At 69.1% G+C, this 15,021-nt stretch carries 13 protein-coding genes; 12 read left to right on the plus strand and 1 reads right to left on the minus strand.

The genetic code is table 11. The features are described from left to right. Positions 1–28: 28 nt before the first annotated feature. From ACWGIH_RS09475 to ACWGIH_RS09530, 12 genes are all read left to right on the plus strand, one after another. Entirely contained in the window at positions 29–685 is a 657-nt protein-coding gene (locus ACWGIH_RS09475; protein ID WP_453448181.1) for an ATP/GTP-binding protein, read from the plus strand. 75 nt (positions 686–760) lie between these two features. Further along, positions 761–1,393, plus strand: coding sequence for an SAF domain-containing protein (locus tag ACWGIH_RS09480; RefSeq protein WP_453510454.1), 633 nt, complete (start codon positions 761–763; stop codon positions 1,391–1,393). A 7-nt stretch (positions 1,394–1,400) separates the two neighbouring features. Then, on the plus strand, positions 1,401–2,321 hold the full coding sequence (locus ACWGIH_RS09485; protein WP_453448183.1) for a hypothetical protein: 921 nt from the start codon (positions 1,401–1,403) through the stop codon (positions 2,319–2,321). Beyond that, the gene (locus ACWGIH_RS09490; protein WP_453448184.1) at positions 2,314–3,840 is read left to right on the plus strand and encodes a CpaF family protein; all 1,527 of its coding nucleotides are present in this window, start codon (positions 2,314–2,316) and stop codon (positions 3,838–3,840) included. Before ACWGIH_RS09485 ends, ACWGIH_RS09490 begins: the two co-directional genes overlap by 8 nt. After that, positions 3,837–4,811, plus strand: a complete 975-nt coding sequence (locus ACWGIH_RS09495) for a type II secretion system F family protein (RefSeq protein WP_453448185.1) — start codon at positions 3,837–3,839, stop codon at positions 4,809–4,811. Before ACWGIH_RS09490 ends, ACWGIH_RS09495 begins: the two co-directional genes overlap by 4 nt. After that, positions 4,808–5,722, plus strand: coding sequence for a hypothetical protein (locus ACWGIH_RS09500; protein ID WP_453448186.1), 915 nt, complete (start codon positions 4,808–4,810; stop codon positions 5,720–5,722). The genes ACWGIH_RS09495 and ACWGIH_RS09500 overlap by 4 nt, the downstream gene beginning before the upstream one ends. A 53-nt stretch (positions 5,723–5,775) precedes the next feature. After that, complete coding sequence (locus ACWGIH_RS09505) at positions 5,776–5,997, plus strand: hypothetical protein (RefSeq protein WP_453448187.1); 222 nt, start codon at positions 5,776–5,778, stop codon at positions 5,995–5,997. Between the two features lie 8 nt (positions 5,998–6,005). Next, complete coding sequence (locus tag ACWGIH_RS09510; RefSeq protein WP_453448188.1) at positions 6,006–6,407, plus strand: TadE/TadG family type IV pilus assembly protein; 402 nt, start codon at positions 6,006–6,008, stop codon at positions 6,405–6,407. Continuing rightward, positions 6,404–6,940 carry a hypothetical protein gene (locus ACWGIH_RS09515; protein WP_453448189.1) on the plus strand — a complete coding sequence of 179 codons (537 nt, stop codon included), beginning with the start codon at positions 6,404–6,406 and terminating at the stop codon, positions 6,938–6,940. Before ACWGIH_RS09510 ends, ACWGIH_RS09515 begins: the two co-directional genes overlap by 4 nt. Next, on the plus strand, positions 6,937–7,389 hold the full coding sequence (locus ACWGIH_RS09520) for a TadE/TadG family type IV pilus assembly protein (protein ID WP_453448190.1): 453 nt from the start codon (positions 6,937–6,939) through the stop codon (positions 7,387–7,389). The genes ACWGIH_RS09515 and ACWGIH_RS09520 overlap by 4 nt, the downstream gene beginning before the upstream one ends. A gap of 2 nt (positions 7,390–7,391) precedes the next feature. Then, entirely contained in the window at positions 7,392–10,856 is a 3,465-nt protein-coding gene (locus ACWGIH_RS09525) for a LysM peptidoglycan-binding domain-containing protein (protein WP_453448191.1), read from the plus strand. Between the two features lie 230 nt (positions 10,857–11,086). After that, positions 11,087–12,034, plus strand: a complete 948-nt coding sequence (locus ACWGIH_RS09530; RefSeq protein WP_453448192.1) for a hypothetical protein — start codon at positions 11,087–11,089, stop codon at positions 12,032–12,034. A 1,092-nt stretch (positions 12,035–13,126) separates the two neighbouring features. Here the strand turns inward: ACWGIH_RS09530 and ACWGIH_RS09535 are convergent. After that, positions 13,127–14,968 (minus strand): DUF2637 domain-containing protein, encoded by a 1,842-nt coding sequence (locus ACWGIH_RS09535; RefSeq protein WP_453448193.1) that lies wholly within the window; start codon positions 14,966–14,968, stop codon positions 13,127–13,129. Positions 14,969–15,021: the final 53 nt, after the last annotated feature.

The following is a 15,021-nucleotide window of genomic DNA, read 5'->3' on the forward strand; positions in this document are numbered from 1 at the left end:
GGGGAAGCCGCCCGCGCAGTTGTGCACTGTGGAGCGTTTGGAACCCCAGCCGCCCAAGAGTGACCCCGTCTGGGAGGGCCACGAGGGTGACGGCGCCATCTACACCCGGGTCTGTCTCGGGCAGGGTGGTGCTGCCATTGGCGCGGGCGCCTTGGGCGCTCTGCCACAGGTGTTCTGGGCCGCTGAAGCCCCGGCCATCGACGTCGATCCGGAGCAGCTGGCACGCGAGGCCGTGGACAGGATGCTGCTGACCGGTCCGAAGATCGCCAGTCCGCGTCCGGCGGGGAAGTACACGGTGGGTGTGCCGATGTGGATGTGGGTGGAGCCCTCCCCCACCACGTTTGGCCCCAACACGGCCTCCGCGACGTTGGCGGGGGTGACGGTGTCGGCGACGGCGAAGGTGTCCTCGATCCGCTGGGCGATGGGTGATGAGAAGTCCGTCACTTGTCAGGGCGCGGGCACGAAGTACAAGGCCTCCTACGGCATGGCCAAGTCGCCTGACTGCGGCTACTTCTACCGCACGTCGTCCAAGGACCAGGCAGGCGGCAAGTTCAAGGGCACCGCGACCGCGACATGGGCCGTCAACTGGCAGGTCACCGGGGGTGCCGGGGAGCAGGGCGCGTTCACCGAGGTACGCGAGAGCGACTTTGAGGTGTCCGTGGGCGAGATGAGAGTCCTCGATTAGGCGGGATGGCAGCACGTGTTGAAGAGCGGTACGAAGAGCAGAGCGACGGTGCCCGCCCCGCCGGCCGGGGACGTGATGCGCCCGGATCTCGACATCATCGACCCGGAACCGCCGCGCAGGCGACGCCGGTCGTTCATGGTGATCGGCGCGGTGATGGTGCTGGCCGGCGCGCTGGGGTTCGCGGGGTTATTGAACGCCTCCGGGGAGCGCTCCGATGTGCTGGCGCTGGCCCGGGACGTGCCCGCCGGGCAGAAGGTCACGGCTGCGGATCTGCGCGTGGTCGCGCTGCCGAAGGATCCCGGGCTCAAGCCGGTGGCGGCAACGAAGAAGGACACCGTCGTGGGGCGGCGGACCGTGGCCGCGCTGTCCCAGGGGACGCTGCTCACTCCGCGGCAATTGACCGGGAAGGGCGGGCTGCAGCCTGGTGAGGCACTGGTGGCGGTCGAGGTGAAGCGGGGCATGGCGCCGGTCGACGCGCTGCGGCCCGGCGCCATCGTGAGCCTGGTGACCCGGCCGAAGGAGGGCGAGGTCGTCGGCAAGGAGCAGCCTGAACTCGCCGAGGTGGCAGGGCGTGTTGTCAAGGTCGGTGCACCGTCCAGCAGTGGTGATGTGGTGGTGCAGACCGCCGTGCGGGATGCGGACAGTGGTGTGGTGGCCTCCGACGCGAGCGCGGGCCGGGTGGCGATCGTCCTGAAGGCCGGGGGCTGAGGCCGCGATGTCCGTGATGGTGCTGGCCGGCGGCCACGGTTGCGGTGTCACCGTGTCTTCGCTGGCTCTGGCCCTTTCCAGTGCCCGCCCTTCCCTGCTGGTGGAGGCGGCGGCGAAGCAGGCCTCGATTCGCTCCGGCTACCGGCAGGGCGCGTGGGGCGGGGAGGTGGGGCTGTGGCATCTGGCGCAGGCTCACCTACAAAACCAGCTGGCCGAGGCTTTCGAGGCGCATCTGCGGCCGCTGGACGCGGAAGGCAACCGGTTGCTGCTGCCGGGGCTGACCGATCCGACCCAGGCATCTGCGCTGGCCGGGACGTGGGAGCCGCTGTCGCTGCTGTTGCAGGCGATGGACCAGCACGCCGGGTATGACGTGGTGGTCGATGCCGGTCAGGTAGTCGTCGACGGCGGCGGGCTGCACCCGAATCTGTTTCCCGCGGTGCTGGCGCACCGGGCCGATGTGGTGCTGCTGGTGGTGCGCAACTCCTTGACGTCGGTGGCGCAGACGTTGCCGGTGGCGCGGCTACTGCAGGGCGAACTGGAACAGCGTGGCAGCGGCGCGGATGCGCTGCGACTGCTGGTCATCCAGGAACTGCCCGCCGCTGCGGGCGGGTTGCGCACCGACGCGATCGCCCGGCGCTTCGCCGTACCGGTGGTCGACATGCTGCCCTGGGATACGACAGCAGGCACGCTGTTCACGCACGGTTCGCAGCGCCCGCCGAGACTGATGAAGCTCGGCCTGATCAAGCAGGCGCGCAAGACGGTCCTGTCCGTCGCGGTGGCCGTGCACACCCGGCGACGCGCTTTGGATATGCCTGCGGCGCCGGTGAGTTCGCCCGTCGTGGCCGGGGTGCTGCAGCGGCTGTCCTCGAGCAGGCAGGCACCGCCGCCGGCCCGGGACCCGCGTCTGGGGGCGAGCACCCATGGCTGACCTCCGGATCGAGCCGCCCCTGGCGAACGGGACACCCGCACCGGCACGGTTGCAGGATGTGCTGAGCCAGGCCCTGCGGCCCGCGGCGCCGGCCGCCCCGGGAGCCGCAAAGCTGCGCTCGGTGGCCTTGTCATCGCCGGCTGCCGTAGAGGTCACCGGGCAGGGGGCTTTGCCCGCCTCGCCGCAGGACATCGCCGCACTGCGCGATGCGGTCAGTGACGACATCGTGGCGGCCGACGAGAAAGACCCGCTGCCCAACGAGTCCGCGCGCCGGGAGCGGGCGCGCTCGCTGGTGGCCGAGCGCGTCTCACGGTGGGCCGTCGACCAGGCCCGCCGCCAGGCTGCGCTGACCCCGGCGCAGGTCGAGGCACTCGCGCAGGCCGTCTACGACGCGCTGTTCCACGCCGGTCCGCTGCAGAAGTACCTGGATGACCCGGACGTGGAGAACGTCGTCGTGCTGGGCGATGACGTCCAGGTCGACTACTTCAACCGGCCCACCGCGAAAGTCCAGCCGGTCGCGCAGAGCGACGACGAACTGATCGCGCTGATCAACCGGCTGGCCTCCAACTCCGGTCACCGCGAACGGCGCCTGTCCGCCTCCTCACCGATGGTCAGCTTCCGTCTGCCCGACGGATCACGCGCCGAGGCCACCACGCTGACCCCGGTGCCGTTTTTGGGCGTGCGCCGCCACCGAGTACTGACCTCCAGCCTGGAGCAGCTCCAGGAGTGGGGCACCCTCTCCCCCGCCCTGTCCGCGTTCTTGCACTCTCTGGTCCTGGCGAAGAAGAACATCCTGTTCGCCGGGGACATGGGCACCGGCAAGACATCCCTGCTGCGCGCCCTGGCCCACAAGATCCCCCCGGAGGAACGCGTCGTCACCCTGGAGTCCGACCGCGAACTGTTCCTGGACCAGCATCAGGGCGGCGCCCAGTTTCTGGCGATGGAGTCCCGCGAGTCCAACGGCGAGGTCGTCGACGGACATCAAGTCGGCCAGATCAGCGTCGAGGAGATGTTCCCCCATGCCCTGCGCATGCTCTCCACCCGCGTCATCGTCGGCGAGGTCCGCGACCGTGAGGCGATCGCGATGCTGCAGGCGATGAGCGCGGGCGGCGCCGGATCCATGTGCACCCTGCACGCTGCCTACCCCAATCTGGTGCTGCCCCGTCTGGTCACCTTGTGCCGGGGCATGCACCGCGACGACGTCCATGAACTCGTGGGCACATCCATCAACTTCATCGTCTATTTGAAGCAGATCAACCAGACCCGGATCGGCGGGCGCCGTCATCGCTTCATCTCGCATGTCCTGGAAGTGCAGCCCGGTGAGGGCGGCCACCCCTCCATCCAGGAGATCTTCGCGCCGAACGGGTCCGATCCGCGCGGAGTGCCGCAGCTGGCCCCGTCCTGCATCACCGAGCTGGAGGGCCTGGCCGGGCTCGACCGGCGCTGGCTGACCGTGCCCCAGTACGGGGCCTGGCCCGCACCGCTGGGGCTAGTGGGCGGATCGGGGAGTGCCACATGAGCAGTGACCAGTGGAGTCTGCTCGCCGCACTGTGCGGCGCGCTCATCGTTGGCGGGCTCCTGATCGGCGGTCGCGGCGCCACCCGGGTCGCGGTGGCCACCGGCCGACCATCCTCCCGCTGGGTGGTGCGGTGGCAGGCCGCGCAGGCCTCGCTGCCCGAGGCTTGGGCGCGGCGCTATCGGTTCATCGTCATCACCGCGGCCCTGGCCACGGTGGGGGCGTGGCTGATCTGGGCCCGCCCCGTGCACGGCCTGCTGGCGGGGGTGGCGGTCGTGGGCATCCCGTGGATCTGGAATCCGGCCGGGACCAGCAGCCGCCAGATCGTACGCTTGGAAGCCCTGGCCGAGTGGATGCAGCAGCTGGCCGGGGTGCACGAGACCGGCGGCACCCTGGACAGCGCCATCACCGCCTCCGCGACCCGCGCCCCGCAGGTGATCCGTCCGCAGGTGCGGCTGCTGGCCGCCCGCTTGCGGGTGGGCGCCAACCCCTCCCACGCCTACCGGCAATTCGCCGATGCGTTCGTCGACGGCGCCGTGGACAACGCGGTAATGCTCTTCCTCACCCACGCCCAGGACCACGGACCCGGCCTGAGCCGGGCCCTGCAGTCCATGGCCACGCTCACCGAACAGGAGGCAATCTCGCTGCGCAGCCTGGATGCCAAGCGCGCCCAGGTCCGCACCGGAACCCGCTGGGTATCGATCATCTCCCTGGCCATCGCCGCATACATCCTCACCAACCCGTCCTGGGGCGAGATTTACCGCACCGCTTCGGGCCAGCTGGTGATGCTGCTGCTCGGGGCGATGTTCACCGGTGCACTGATCGGCATGCGCAAACTCGCCCAGTCCCGGCCCGCGCCGCGGCTGCTGGCCCCGCTGGCCACCGCCGCCGGGCTCGGCGACGGCACCCCCAGCGCGGTAGGCAACTGCACAACCAAGCCCACGATCCAGAAGACGAAGGGGGCCCTGCTGTGATCTCACCCGGAGCACTCGCGTGCGGCGCCGTCGTCGGCGGAGGGCTTTTCCTGCTGGTGCGGGAACTGCTGCCCTCCCGCCCCGACATGGACGCCGTCCTGGACCGGCTGGAGAACACCACACCACGACCGGGCCACACCGCCACGATCTCCGCGTCGGGCGGGCGACGTCGCCGGCCGGACGGTTCGGTGTGGGAGCGAGCCGGGGAACAGATCCTGGCCTCCCACGGCCACCGGCTGAGCGTGCCGCGCGCCGACCTGGAACTGCTCGGCAAGTCGGTGGCCTACCACGTGGGAACCAAGGTCTTGGGGTCACTGCTGGCGCTGGTGATGGTGCACGTCGCCGGACTGTTCCTCACTCTGGCGGGATTCGGCCTGTCCTGGGCGCCGCCGTTTCTGGTGTCGATTGCGTTCGCCGCCTACATCTGGTTCGACGCGGACGCCACCGTGCGCCGCAAGGCGAAGGCCGCCCGCCTGGAAGTCCGCTACGCCATCGCCTCCTTCCTCGAGCGCGCCCAGCTAGAGCGCGGCGCGAACGTGGGACCGGAGGCGGCGGTACAGCGCACCGCCGAGGTCGGCGATCACTGGATCCTGACCCGGATCAGCGCCGCCCTCAAACGCGCCGAACTCGCGGGGATCCCGCAGTGGGAAGCGCTCAAGCAGCTCGGCGAGCAGCTGGAGATTCCCGAACTGGCCGCACCCGCCGAGAGTTTCTCCCTGGCCGGGGCCGGCGCCTCCATCCAAAAGACCCTGGCGACCCAGGCGCTGCTGCTGCGCCAGCGGCTGCTGACCGACCGCGAGGCCGAGGCCAACTCTGCCTCTGAGCGCCTGGTGGTGCCCGGCACGGTGCTGTTCACCGTCGTGCTGGTGATGTTCGCCTATCCCGCTTTCAGCGCCCTGACCAACATCTGACCATCAACAACCGCGACGCGGTAAGCGTGGTGGAAACGAGGGGACAAGAGATCATGAGGTTCAACGCTTTTGACCAGGCCTTGGTCCGGCTGCACACCGTCTGGCTGACCCGGGTGGAGAAGATGTCCGGCGCCCGCCGGGATGCCGGGATGGAGACCTTGGAGAAGTTGATCCTGGGGGCGGTCGTGCTGGGGGTCGCCGTGGCGTTCGGCACGGTCTTCAAGAGCACGTCGACGACGTTGATCGACCGGTTCAAGGCCGCAGTCGGAGCATGAGACCCCGGATGCGGCAGTGGTGGCACAGCCGCCTGCAAGCCGGGCGCGGCCGCCGCGGGGATGGCGGCATCGCCACCCTGGAGTTTTTGATCATCGCGCCCGTCCTGCTGGTCATCTCTTGCCTCGTCCTGCAGCTGGGCGTTTTCTTCCTGGCCAGCACCGCCGCTCACACCGCGGCCCGCAAGGGCGCGCAGACCGGCGCCGAATTCCAGTCCTCCCCTGGGCAAGGCGCTGCGCGTGCGCAGTCCTGGCTGAGCCAGGTCGGGGTGGTCCAGGAGTCACGGGTCAGCACTGCGGGTTCGACAGGCGAGCGGGTGCGGGTGACGGTGACCGGCCGGGTCATGAACTTTCTGCCGTGGGATCTGCGGATCGAGCGCAGCGCCGAGGACACCGTGGAGAAGAACGGGTGAGCGTGCACCAGACCCCAAGCCCATTCGGGGAGGCCGGCGTTGCCGTACCGGTCGGCGCCCTGCGTGCCGCCCTGGCGCGAGCAGTGCGTGCGCGTGGTGGCGGTGAGCGGGGTTCCTACACGCTGGAGGCGGTGCTGTGTCTGACGGTGCTGGTGCCGATCTTGGGCATTATCGCGGCCTTTGGCCTGGCCGGGTTGGGTGACAGCACCGCGGCGAACGCGGCGGCCGCCGCTGCCCGCGCGGCCAGCGCATCGGATGATCCCGACACGGCCCAAGCCCGCGGCCGACAAGCGGCGTTGAAGTCGCTCGGGCAGGCGCAGCGCACGTGCGCGAGTTCGGACATCGTCGTCGACACCAGTGGCTTTCCCTCCCAGCCCGGCCAGCCGGGCACCGTTACCGTGCGGGTGGACTGCACGATCCCCCTGGCCGAACTGGCGGTTCCGGGCCTGCCCGGCTCCAAGACGCTCACCGCAACGCGGCACAGCGCCGTGGACCGGTACGTCGACCGGACCGGTGAGGGGGGCGAGCAGTGAGCCTCAAGGAGCATCTGTTGGCCCGGTGCCGCGCCCGGCGGGCGGGTGAGCGGGGTTCGGTGACGCTGTACTTCCTCGGCTTCGCCATCGTCATGATCGGCCTGTTGGCGCTGCTCGTGGACGGCGGGCGCCTCTTGATGGCCTCCGCCGATGCCGAGGACATCGCCGCCGAGACGGCCCGCAGCGCAGGCCAGGAGATCAACGGCCCGGATGCGATCACCGGTGAAGGCACCCGCGCCGACCCGCAAAAGGCCGTCGCGACCGCGCAGGCCTTCCTGGCCGATGCCGGGGTGCAGGGCACCGTGACCATCGCCGAGGACGGTCAGAGCATCGACATCACCGTGAAGGACACCTACCAGACGCTGCTGCTGGGCGGATTCGGCTACTCCAGCATGCAGGTCACCGCACACGCCGATGTCACGCTCGAACGCACCGACCCCGGAGCCTGAGAATGTCCCAGCCCTCCCCCGACCACCCGGCTCTCGCCCGGCGCTTGCTGCGCGCGGCGGGCAGCCTCGCCGCGCTCGCACTGCTGCTGGTGGGCGTGCCCTGGATCCTGGCCGCCGCCGGGACCCTGCCCGGCGGCATGCCCAGCGGTTCGGACATCACCGAAGCGCTGATGTCCCCCGACGACGGGCACGTCTTGATGACGGTGCTGACCCTGGTGGCCTGGGCTTTGTGGATCTGGTTCGCCGTGGGTGTGCTCGCGGAACTGCCCGGCCTGGTACGGCGTCGTCCGGCGCGCAGGCGCCGTGTGCTGGGTGCGCCGCAGCGGCTGGCCGGGCTCCTTCTGGGCGGGCTGCTGGTGCTGCCCGCGGGGACGGCGATGGCTGCACCGGCTCCAGCACTCGCCGCCACGGCGCCCATGCAGCCCGCTGTACACACCGACGAGGCAGGCACCACCGAAGACGCCGGGCGTGCGGCCTCCCGTGCCCCGGATATCGCTGCTGGGCCGGTGCATGTGGTGGGTGAGACCGGCGAGACCGTATGGGATTTGGCCGTGGAGTATCTCGGCTCCGGTTCTCGCGCCCACGAAATCCGCACCCTCAATCCACATCTGCCCGACACGGCACTGTTGCCGTCCGGCCTGTCAGTACGGCTGCCCGCCAACGCCAAGATGGCACAGGCAGAACCCGCTTCGGATACACCGGAGATGCCTGCGCCGCAGGTGCAACTCGCCGCCGGCGAACAGCCGATCGGCACTACCGACGACGATGTGCCCGGCGCGAAGCGCACCCACATCGTCAGGCCGGGCGAGTCCCTCTCCGCTATCGCCCAGGACGAGACGGGGGATGCCGCACGGTGGGGAGAACTGTATGAGGCGAGCAAGGACACCGACCAGCCGGGCGATACGCCTCGCGTGAGCGACCCCAACCTGATCTTCCCCGGCCAGAAGATCACCATCCCGGCGACCGATGCTCCCGCCGACCCGCACCAGGAGGACCGGCCCAACGCGCCCGGTGACACGTCCGGAGGCGAGAAGGACGATCCGAAGAAGGACACCGGCCAGGACCAGGACGAGAAGAAGGACCGCGGGAAGGACGGCAGCGGGGCCGCAGGCGGTGCCGACAAGCCCACCGGATCGGCCAAGCCCACTCCCTCCCCTGCCCCGGACCGCACGGGCCAGCATCCACCGGCGCCGCCGTCCGACCGGGAGGGCGACATTCCCTCGGCCACCCCGAGGACGCCGTCGAGCCCTGCACCGTCCACCCAGCGCCCAGCTGAGGCCGGTGCCGAGGACTCATCGAGTGTGCTGACCACCCGCATGGCCGGGGTCCTGGTGTCGCTGGCGGCCGCGGTGACGTTGGCCCTGGCGATGCGCCGCATCCTGCAGCGCCGTCGCACCAAGCCAGGCGAGCTCATCGCCATGCCCGAGGATGTCTCCCCCACCGAGGCGCAGATGGCGCAGGCCGCCGACTCTGCGGGTCCGCTGCGCCTGGACCGGGCTCTGCGGACGTTGGCCGATCACTCCGCCCGTGAGGGGCAGCCGCTGCCCGCGTTGCGCGGCGCGCGCCTCACCAGCTCCGGCGTGCAGGTGCTGCCCGAGGATCTGCACGCCGCCCCGGCCACCCCCTTCGCTGCGGGGGTCGGCGGCTGGTGGGTGTGCGAGGACGCCGTCGAGCTCCTTGACGAGCAGGCCGCATCGCAGGTCGATGCCCCCTACCCGGGGATGGTGACGATCGGAGCGGACGAGTCGGGTCACCTGGTTCTGCTCAATCTGCCGCACGCCGGCGTCGTCCTCCTGGACGGCGAGCCAGAGCAGGTCGAGGAAGTCCTCATCTCCCTGGCCCTGGAGGTGGGCATGAGCCCCTGGGCCACCGACGTCGAGGTCGTGATGGTCGGCTTCGGGGAAGGCCTGAATCATCTCCTGCCCACCTCCCGCATCGCGTACATGCGCGAAAGCGCCCACGCCGCACGGGACTTCGCCGAGCGGCTCCTGGAAGCCCACCAAGAGCGGGAAGAGGCTCGGGCCCCCTACCTCATCCTGTGCGCGTCCGCACTCACGGCGGATAGTGCCTGGCAGCTCGCCGAGACTCTCGACAAGGCGTCCGGGGTGCTGGAGGTGGCGCTGCTCGCCCCGGCCTCATCCGCCAACTTGCTTTTCGAGCAGACCGAGGTGATCGATGCGGCGAGTGATCAGCCGCAGCGCGTCGACATCCTGGGAGCCGACATCACCCTGCAGCGCCTTCAGCGCCAGGCCGTCGATGAAATCACCGCTGCGCTGGCCGTCTCCGGCCAGGACGCTCTCCCCGCTGACGGCGCCTGGCAGCATGTGCCCTCCGAATCCCAGACCTCGCATGCGGCCCGGGACGCGGCCGCAGCACGACATTTGGACCAGGCCGGCGAAGCCGCCGGTGTCCCTGGGCCCGCCCATCGTGCCCCCGCCGCCAAACCAGCTCCGAAAGGCGACGGCGGGCAGAGCGCTGGGGACGGTGGTGAAGGCCTGGGCGTCTTTCCGGCGTTGCTGGCTGCTTCCCCCTCCCCCGCTGCCATCAGCCTGCCGGACCCTCCGGCTTCGCCCGAAGCGATGCACCCGGCTGCGCCCGGCGGCGGTGAACAAGCAGCCGCCGGCTCCCCCTCCCGGCTGGAGGCTGCTCCCCAGGCGCCGACAGCACCAGGGCCCGCCCCTCATGAGGTAGCATCGCGGGTCCCCGCCACTCACGCTGACCCCGGCGTACCCTTCATCCGCGTTCTGGGGCCGGTCACCATCTCCGGTGTCACGGCCTCCCGGCACGGCACCCGCGAGGCTCAACTGGCCGCGCTGCTGCATCTGAAACCGGGCCGCGGTGCGGACACCCTGTGCGCAGACATGGGCCCGGCCAGCCCCTGGTCGAGCGACACTCTCAATGCACGGATGGGTGGGCTGCGGCGCAGCCTGGGCAAGGACGAGGACGGCGCCTCCTACGTACCGCGCCGCGCCATCAAGTCCGACCCCTACGAACTGTCCGAGAAGATCTGCTGCGACTGGCACCGCTTCCAAAAGGCCGTCGAAGCCGCCCTGCCGCACGGTCCTGATGGGCTCGCCCAGCTGGAGAAGGCCCTGGACCAGGTCCGCGGACGCCCCTTCGGCCCGCAGCCGCTGCCCTGGAGCGAGCCCCTGCAGCAGGAAATGGTGATGCGCATCGTCAGCGTCGCGCACACCGTGTCCACCTACCGCCTAGCCCCCGGCGGCCACCATGACCTCACCCTTGCCCGCCGAGCCGTCGCCACCGGACTGGAAGTCGACGAGACCGCCGAACTCCTCTACCGCGACTGGTTCCAGATCGAAACTGCCGCGGGCAACCGCAGCGGCCTGAACGCGGCGATCGCCCGCTTGGACCAGGTCAACCGGTCACTGCAACTACACATGGAGATCGAGACTGAACAGCTCGTGCGCCGCCTCCTCGAGCAGGTCAGCCCCACCCCACAGAGGTGACCAAAGCCGGCCCAGGGCGGTCCACGCCACTGCGTTGTTCGTCATCGTGATCGCCCCACAGCGCACAAGAGTGGCGCCGGGCGAGCAGCAGAACTCCTGCCGCTGGCACCGGGCAGGGGACTGGTGGCGTGGCCTTCACCGAGAGGGGCACAATGCGGAGCATGACGCGGAGAGGCAAAGAAACTGTGCAGGACGCTGAGGCGTTGCTCAGGTCCCGCGATACATCGCCTGTGGTCGATCCCGGTCTTCCCTCCCATGTGCGGAAGTTCTTGTACAAGGCCTCGCCTTCGGATCTGCAGAGCCACGGCGATCCCGCGCTGCCGACGCCGTCTGCCGTGTGGGATGCGGTGCCCTCTCTGATCCGTGCCGGCGTTCCGCTGGGCGCGGGAACGGGCCTGTGGTGGTTGCTGAACAGGAGCGCGGAGCAGACCGCATCGGCCGAATACGCCAGCAACACCGGTGCCTGGCACTACATGGTCAGTCGCGCTGCCGATTTCCTGGGAGACATCCTGCCGTTGGCTGCTGGTGTGGCTGGCGCCTACATCGTCATCGCGGGCATGATCGCCCACGACTGGACCCGGATCTGGCGGGAAGTCCGCGCGGCACACGACCGGTATGTGCTGCCCTCTCAGCTCACCGAGGATGCATGCGTCCTCCTGCGGCGGGCGCGCACCGCTGCGCGTCAGATCCTCGACTCCGAGGTCCATGCCCGCGATCTGATCGACCGGCAGCACGCGCAGCTCCAACTCCCCGCCCACGTCTGGGAGGTCGCCCACTCCCTGGCCACCTACAGCCGACTGGTCGACGAGACACCCAGCGCGCGGAGCACGCAGGCAGCTAGCCCCCTCAAAGCCCATCAGAGGGCGCTCAGCACCGGTTTCGACGCCCTCAAGCGCCAGGTCGAAGCGGTTGAGGCCTACGCGGCGCAGACCGCCGAAGCCGACGCCCGCCTCCACGAACTGCACCAGGTCGAACAACTCGAGAAGAACAGCAGCGAGGTGATCGATTTCCTCGCCTCCACCGCGCGCGCCGACATCGCAGTCCAGGACCTGGAGCAGATGTCCAACGAAGCAGCAGCCGTAGCCGACCACCTCACCACAGCATTGATCGCCACGAAGAAGGCCGCCGCGCACGCCCTGCCGTCTGCAACCCCCTCTGTAAGGGAGAGTGACACGTAAACGATGAGCAGCCCTTCGTCGTTTACTTGCCCGATGGCCTCCCACAAGGAGGCTCCCCCACCGTCGCGCCAGCTACATCGGTCGCCTCATCGCCCTTGACGAGCACTTCATCGCTCATCGCTGCGCAGTCGCGGGACAACGACCTCGGCAGGGGACCTCCGCCATCGCTCGCCTGATCCCATCAGACTCGGCGCACGACCGGCTGCGCAGCCCCAGCGAGGGCAAAACGGACAGCTGCGCAGTCACTCAGTGGATGCCCGCTTGGACCAAGTCAACTGGTCACTGCAAATACACATGGAGATCGAGACTGAACAGCTCGTGCGCCGCCTCCTCGAGCAGGTCAGACCCACCAAACAGATCTAGGATCCGCATCTTCGTCAGCAATGACGGCGGCTCGCTAGCAGCCGATTAGCAAACCCGCGATCCCGTTGACAACGACCACGTTTAGTAGGAGGCACCGGCTGGGCTCCTTCGGTTTCTATCGACGGACGCCCTATGAGCTCGTAACGGGATCATGATCCTGTTACGAGCTCATAGCGTTGAACCCGTCAGCGGCTGCTACGGATAGAGGGTGTGGACGTTAGCTGAACTGCAGTCGCAGTCTTTGTGCTGGGACGCCACAATCTTGTACACGGGGCTGAGCTTTGTCGCCGTTGAAGTGTTGCTTCCCCAGGGCCCCCACGAGCCTCCCTCTACCTTGATGCGCACGTAGGCGTGCCCCGCACAATTACCGTCGGACTTCCTCGTGGTTGTCGCTTTGTGATCGTCGACGTACGCCACGTAGGTGCGGTCGTCGGAACAATCACGCTTCCACGTGTGGCTGTCGGAAGCGGACGCCGGTGCGGCAACCAAGACCGTTGCGCCCAGCGTGGCGGCGGTCAAGCCGATCACGTACTTCGCTCGGGCTCGCATCATAGGACCTCCCCGTTTCGTAGGACAGATGACATCTGCGATCCTGCAGTGCAGACCTTGATGAAGCCTTGCTGGCCGATAAACACGCTGGTTCCGACACCCGATCCCCCTGGCCGATGCCGGGGGGATCTTGCTTTGCCTAGCTAGGTGCGCGTCGTGATGATGCGCAGTCGGCGATTGTCAGGAAGCGACGCTGGCGTTGTTGGCGATGACCGCCTGGTAGCGCCGCTCAAAGTCGGCCTGTTGGACCATCGCCCGGACTTCGTCCTCCCGCCAGGCTGCCTTCGCGGGATCCTTGATATGACGCTTCCGCACGCCTTGTTGCGCGAGTTGCTGCACTACGTCCGCGATCCGCGGCTGTTCGGTGTGCTGCCTTTCGGCGTCCCAGACGGCGTAGATGCGGAACTGCGGCAGATAGCGGCGCAGCGTGCTGGGATCGACCGGGGCTCCATTGCGCCCCGTCACGCCGCTTTCGGCCAGGAAGGCCGACAGCTCCTTGTCCGAGGGTTCAATTCCGTGGGTGTTGTGGTAGTCGAGCCAGGCCAGGTAGTAGCGGTCCACGGTGGTGAGCTGCGCAGTGGCCGGACCAGCTGACGCGGGCGGTTCCGTCTCGTCATCGTCATCGGGAAGCGGCGCGTTGACACGTCGCGAGCGCACCTGCTGTTCGGGGACCGGCGCCTGGCGGTCGTCCTGCTCCGCCGTAGACGTGTCCGCGTTCGACGCCGCTGCAGGATCCGGCTGCTCCTCAGTTCCGACGGAGGCTTCAGCCGCGATGGCGCCGAGATGTGCGGCCAACGGCTCCACGTCGAGGGCATCGTCCCCCGCGGTGAGGCCAAAGCGCTCGGCGAGGAAGGAAGCGAAGGCCGTCACATCGGAGAGCTGCCCATCCTCGGCGGCGTACTGGCGGGCAGCATCACGGTAGAACTGCGCCCACTCATCCGCGCGATCATCGTGATCGTCTTCAAAAACTTCCGCCGCGCCGGCCGGCGGTAGGGACCGGCCTGCGTCGCGCTGCTCGAACGCGAGGGTCATAGGACGCAGCTGCTCGTCCGCGAACGGGGCCCCGCTGTGCTGTGTGATCCCGTGCGTGTCCATCAGGTAGTACGCAAACTGGTGGGCAGTGGGATACTCGCCAATCTGCGCCACGAACCCGAGGTACGCCCGGAAGTAGGCCTCGGGGTAGCTCCCGTCTTCATCGCTCAGGTCCGAGAGTGCTCCCCCATGCTCGTCTACGACGAGGAGTACATGAGGCTCCTGCGGTGGGCCGAGCGGGATGCGCTCCTCCCCCGCATCCGGGCCCGCTGCCGGGCTCTGCTGTACAGAGAGCCGCTGCACTTCGACAGCAGTCGTCTCCTGCGTCGCGTGCTGCCGTCCCGAGGTGTCGATGCCTGCTGCCGCGAGGCCCGCGGGGGCGGTCTCCGCCAGGGGCACGCCGAACCGTGCGAGGCGCAGCGGCATCAGTGACTCCACCGGGGCCTTGCGGCGCCAGTTGCGGCCGAAGCGGGCCTGGAGGCGGGCCTGGTAGATGAGGCGGTCCTGCTCCAGCTTGATGACCTGCTCGTAGGAGCGCAGCTCCCACAGCTTCATCCGGCGCCACAGCTTGAAGGTGGGCACGGGGGACAGGAGCCAGCGGGTGAGGCGTACGCCCTCCATGTGCTTGTCGGCCGTGATGTCGGCGATCCGGCCCACCGCGTGCCGCGCCGCCTCCACGGCGACCACGAACAGGACCGGGATGACGGCGTGCATGCCCACGCCCAGCGGGTCCGGCCAGGCCGCGGCGCCGTTGAAGGCGATCGTGGCCGCCGTGAGGAGCCAGGCCGTCTGGCGAAGGAGCGGGAAGGGAATGCGGATCCACGTCAACAGGAGGTCGAGCGCCAGCAGGACGCAGATGCCCGCGTCGATGCCGATCGGGAAGACCACCGAGAAGCTGCCGAAGCCCTTCTTCTCGGCCAGTTCGCGCACGGCCGCGTACGACCCCGCGAAACCGATGCCGGCGATGACGACCGCACCGGCGACGACCACGCCGACCAGGATCCGCTGCGTCCTACTTAAGACAACAGGCACCTCTTCCCGCC

The sequence above is a fragment of the Streptomyces sp. NPDC054872 genome (assembly GCF_053610705.1).

Excerpts from the sequence above, each read along its gene's own strand:
- ACWGIH_RS09485 (WP_453448183.1), top strand. The coding sequence starts at position 1,401 with ATGTCCGTGATGGTGCTGGCCGGCGGCCACGGTTGCGGTGTCACCGTG.
- ACWGIH_RS09480 (WP_453510454.1), top strand. The coding sequence starts at position 761 with ATGCGCCCGGATCTCGACATCATCGACCCGGAACCGCCGCGCAGGCGA.
- ACWGIH_RS09525 (WP_453448191.1), top strand. The coding sequence starts at position 7,392 with ATGTCCCAGCCCTCCCCCGACCACCCGGCTCTCGCCCGGCGCTTGCTG.
- ACWGIH_RS09510 (WP_453448188.1), top strand. The coding sequence starts at position 6,006 with ATGCGGCAGTGGTGGCACAGCCGCCTGCAAGCCGGGCGCGGCCGCCGC.
- ACWGIH_RS09505 (WP_453448187.1), top strand. The coding sequence starts at position 5,776 with ATGAGGTTCAACGCTTTTGACCAGGCCTTGGTCCGGCTGCACACCGTC.
- ACWGIH_RS09490 (WP_453448184.1), top strand. The coding sequence starts at position 2,314 with ATGGCTGACCTCCGGATCGAGCCGCCCCTGGCGAACGGGACACCCGCA.
- ACWGIH_RS09495 (WP_453448185.1), top strand. The coding sequence starts at position 3,837 with ATGAGCAGTGACCAGTGGAGTCTGCTCGCCGCACTGTGCGGCGCGCTC.